Source organism: Halodurantibacterium daqingense, from assembly GCF_042666235.1.
Classification (GTDB): Bacteria; Pseudomonadota; Alphaproteobacteria; order Rhodobacterales; family Rhodobacteraceae; genus Halodurantibacterium; species Halodurantibacterium daqingensis.
In genome coordinates, this window is sequence record NZ_JBHTFQ010000028.1 from 1 (window position 1) to 3,521 (window position 3,521).

The window sequence follows — 3,521 nt, forward strand, 5'->3', positions numbered from 1 at the left end:
TCCGAGTTATGCGGACAGCAGCATAACTCGGAGTATGACCCGTTCCAGATTATGGCCCGCTGAGGGCCATGGCGCCTGCAAGTCCTTGCCGCGCCGAGCTTTTCGCTCGGCGCTACGCACTTGGAAGTGCGCATAATCGCGGGCTTCACTGCGATCTTCGCAGCAGAGGAGATCGAACATGCGACCAAGCAAACGCAAATTCATGTTGAAGGACGACCCGGGCAATTTGCTTGCGCCGGTATTTGGAGCCTATCGGCAACGCTTGAGCGACGGGAAGTATGCGCCCAAGGTGCAAGCGCTGTACTTCGCGACCGTTTTCCATTTCGGCGACTGGCTCAAAACCGAAGGCGTTGCCCTTGGACAGGTCCGGGATCGGCACATCCGACAGTTTCTCGCCGATCACATGCCGTCTTGCCTGTGCAGTCGTCATACACGCGGCGACAGACACACAAATCGCGCAGCCCTTAATCTGCTCGGGCGGGTCATAGAGGATACCGGGTTCGCGATAATACGGACCACGACGCTGATGGATGCAGAGCTTTTGCGCTTCGACGCGAAGATGCGAGAGGTCTGGGGCTATTCCGAGAGCACTCGGGCAGCACGGTGCCGCATCGTCAAGCGTTTCCTGACTTCTACAGAAGGAGCGCATGATATTGATTTAGATAAGGTTTCCAAGTCCGACGTATCACGTTTCATCACCGGGGACGGCACCCGCAGAACAAGTTGCGCACGTGGGCTGTCTGGCGCGATCCGCTGCTTCCTGCGGTATCGCCAGTTGATCGGCGATGACGTCACACCTTTGCTTGCAGGTTTGCCGCGCCCCCCGCGACCCAAGCCTTCCACCCTGCCAGACGTTCTCACAGACGTCGAAGTCGACGCGCTGCTGCAGTCGTTCAGTGCCGACTTTCCTCAGCGCCGGCGCGCGTTCGCAATCGCCAGATGCCTGATCGATCTTGGCATGCGCTCTTCCGAGGTGGCCGGACTGACCCTTGAAGACATCGACTGGCAGCGCGGCACGATCCGGGTCACCCATCGCAAAGGACGCCGTGCAGATATTCTGCCGTTGCTGGAAGCGACTGGTAAGGCGATCGCAGACTACATCCTGCATGAGCGCCCTGCGCCCGCTTGCCTCAACATTTTCGTCCGACACAGGCCACCTATCGGTGAGCCGATAGGACGACGCGCCGTTCAGACGACCATGCTGGCCGCCTACCGTCGTCTGGGCTGGGATCGCACCCGGGTTCATATTCTCCGCCACACCCTGGCAACACGGCTTCTGGCGAGGGGCACACCAATGCCCGTTATCGCGGACGTCATGGGCCATCGCAGCCTCGATACGACAGTGATTTACACCAAGCTGGACAGCGCATGGTTGTCCAAGGTGTCGCTGGCATGGCCGGGAGGCGCCCAATGAGCAGGACTCTCACACAAGCTGCAGCCGCATATCTTAATGGCCGCTACCGCCACGGGTTCGTCCCCACGAACGCCGATAATCACGTATCATCATTTGCAAGATTTTCCGCGGATTGCGGCCATACCTGGCCGATGACCGCGGACCTTTGTCTAAGATGGGCACGCGAGGGCGCTGCACATGCCGACCCGTTCAACTGGGCCCGTCGCCTTGAAGCCCTGCGTCCGTTTTCGCGTTATCTGTCAGAGCTCGACCCCGCCACCAGCTTTCCACCCGGAAGTCCATTTGGACGCAAGACTCGGCGGCTGGCGCCCCACATATATTCGACTGATGAGGTCCGCAGGATTGTCGAGGAAGCTGGGCAACTGCTGGCAACTCCCCCTTTGCGCCCCGTGCTCCTTTCGACACTGTTTGGGCTTCTAGCCTCAACCGGCTTGCGGATATCCGAGGCATTGGCCTTGCGCCTCGCCGACATCGATCTTGGTCATGGTCAGTTAACCATCAAGGCCAGCAAGTTCGGAACAAGCCGGTTGGTCCCTCTCCATCCCACGACAATCCAGGCGCTTAAAGCGTTCGTTTCAGCACGCGGGCAGGCTGTGGCCGCAGGGAAGGAGAAGCATCTGTTTTCGCTTCACGTCGACGGACCGCCGGTACCGTATGCCAATGTCCTATACGCTTTCTCGCGATTGCCCGTGATCAACGAGATCCGGCCAAGGGGAGGGCACGCACGGGTCCGGATCCATGACCTGCGGCACACCTTCGTCTGTCGCAGATTGATGATCTGGCTCGATGAAGGCATCGACATCGACAACGCCGTTCTCGCGCTTTCTACCTATGTCGGGCACGCCAAGCCGGTCAGCACCTATTGGTATATGGAGGCTATTCCCGAACTGATGGCGCTGACCAGTGCGCGCTTCGAGCGAACGATCTGCGTCATGGAGGAGAACAGCCATGCTTGATCGAGTCCAGTATCCATCATTCGCAAAGCTGCTTCAGCAGTTCTTCGTCGACCACCTTGTCCAACAAAAGGCTGTCAGCCGCCACACGATCGCGGCCTATCGTGACACCCTCCAACTGCTCCTCCAGTTCGCGCAGGTCGCCATCAGGAAAGCCCCTACAGACCTGACTATGGGCGACATGAATGCTGCCCTGATCCTCGGGTTCCTCGACCATCTCGAGACGGTCAGAGGGAATAGCGTGCGCAGCCGGAACGCTCGGCTTGCGTCAATCAGGGCCTTTCTCAAATACGCCGCACACCATGACTTCGGGGCTTTGGCCACCATTGAACAGGTCCTTGCGATTCCGATGAAGCGCCATGACAAACCCCTCGTCGGCTTCCTTTCGAAAGGAGAGATTGACGCGATCCTGGACGCGCCCGATCCGGCCACGTGGACCGGACAGCGTGATCGCGCGATGCTCGCACTGATGTATAACACTGGGGCACGGGTCTCCGAGGTCGCCGTTTTGCGCCTGGATGACTTGGTCCTCGGGGCGAGTTCAGTCGTACATCTCAAGGGGAAGGGCCGCAAACAACGCAGTGTTCCTCTTTGGCGGCAGACAGCAGCCACGCTCCGCAAATGGGTGGATCAAATTGACCAGCGGGACGGAAGCAGGCCCCTATTTCCAAGTGCGACGGGCAAGCCGCTGACACGATCCAGCATCGCGAGGCGGCTGGAGCTTGCAGTGGGCAAGGCCGCGGTGGCACATTCCGAACTCTCCAAGCGCACGGTGTCGCCGCACATCATCCGGCATTCGACGGCCATGCACCTGCTGCAATCCGGTGTCGACATTTCCGTCATCGCGCTCTGGCTCGGCCATGAAAGCCCAACGACAACGCACGTCTATCTGTCGGCGGACATGGCCATGAAGGAAGAAGCCCTGCTACGCCTTCAACCGGCTGATGTCGGCCCGGGGCGCTACAAGGCGCCGGACAACCTCTTGGCTTTCTTGAAAGGCCTCTGATTATGCGCACTTGCAAGTGCGTAGCGCCGAGCGAAAAGCTCGGCGCGGCAAGGGCTTGCAGGCGTCATGGCCCTCAGCGGGCCATATTCTGGAACGGGTCATACTCCGAGACGATCACGACCTCGTCGCCGTCGATTTCATCGGCGGG

The 3,521-nt window shown here is 59.8% G+C and carries 3 protein-coding genes; all 3 read left to right on the top strand.

What is annotated here, in order from left to right:
* Positions 1-178 precede the first annotated feature (178 nt).
* From ACFQXB_RS20200 to ACFQXB_RS20210, 3 genes are read left to right on the top strand one after another with little or no spacing between them, the layout of a single operon-like run.
* Positions 179-1,414: a tyrosine-type recombinase/integrase gene (locus ACFQXB_RS20200; protein WP_377406995.1), complete on the top strand. Its 1,236-nt coding sequence runs from the start codon at positions 179-181 to the stop codon at positions 1,412-1,414.
* A complete protein-coding gene (locus ACFQXB_RS20205) occupies positions 1,411-2,370 on the top strand; it encodes a tyrosine-type recombinase/integrase (RefSeq protein ID WP_377406996.1) in 960 nt (319 codons plus the stop codon). The genes ACFQXB_RS20200 and ACFQXB_RS20205 overlap by 4 nt, the downstream gene beginning before the upstream one ends.
* The gene (locus ACFQXB_RS20210) at positions 2,363-3,373 is read left to right on the top strand and encodes a tyrosine-type recombinase/integrase (RefSeq protein WP_377406997.1); all 1,011 of its coding nucleotides are present in this window, start codon (positions 2,363-2,365) and stop codon (positions 3,371-3,373) included. The genes ACFQXB_RS20205 and ACFQXB_RS20210 overlap by 8 nt, the downstream gene beginning before the upstream one ends.
* The last annotated feature ends 148 nt before the right edge of the window (positions 3,374-3,521 follow it).